At 66.5% G+C, this 433-nt stretch carries 1 protein-coding gene; it reads left to right on the forward strand.

What is annotated here, in order from left to right:
- Window positions 1-432, forward strand: a 432-nt coding sequence (locus tag AC1D0P_RS30065; protein ID WP_477680073.1) for an ABC transporter permease subunit, incomplete at its 5' end; no start/stop codon positions are given.
- Window position 433: the final 1 nt, after the last annotated feature.

Genomic DNA, 433 nt, shown 5'->3' on the forward strand with positions numbered 1-433 from the left:
CTGAATGGCGGCATTTCGCTGGCGATCGGGCCGATGGTCAGCCTCGGCGCCGTGATCGCTGCGACGACCATGGGCGGACCGCTCGGCACGCCTGGCGGCATCGTCGCCGCGGCCCTTTCCGGGCTGATCCTCGGAGCGTTGATGGGGACTGTCGTCGCCTATCTTCGGCTGCCGGCGATCATCGTCACTCTTGCGAGCTCGTTCATCATCACCGGCATCGCGCTGCTCATCCTCCCACGGCCCGGCGGCTTCATCCCCACCTGGTTCTCCGATCTGCTCGCCGGCAACACGCCCGTCGCCTTCATGCTGCTCGTGCTGGTGCTGATCGCCTGGAAGATTTTTCTGCTGACGCCGACCGGTCTCGGCATCTATGCCGCGGGCGACAATCCGGTCGGCGCCTATCGCTCCGTCGTGACGGTCGACCGGGTGTAGC

Source organism: Polaromonas sp. P1_G2, from assembly GCF_056405515.1.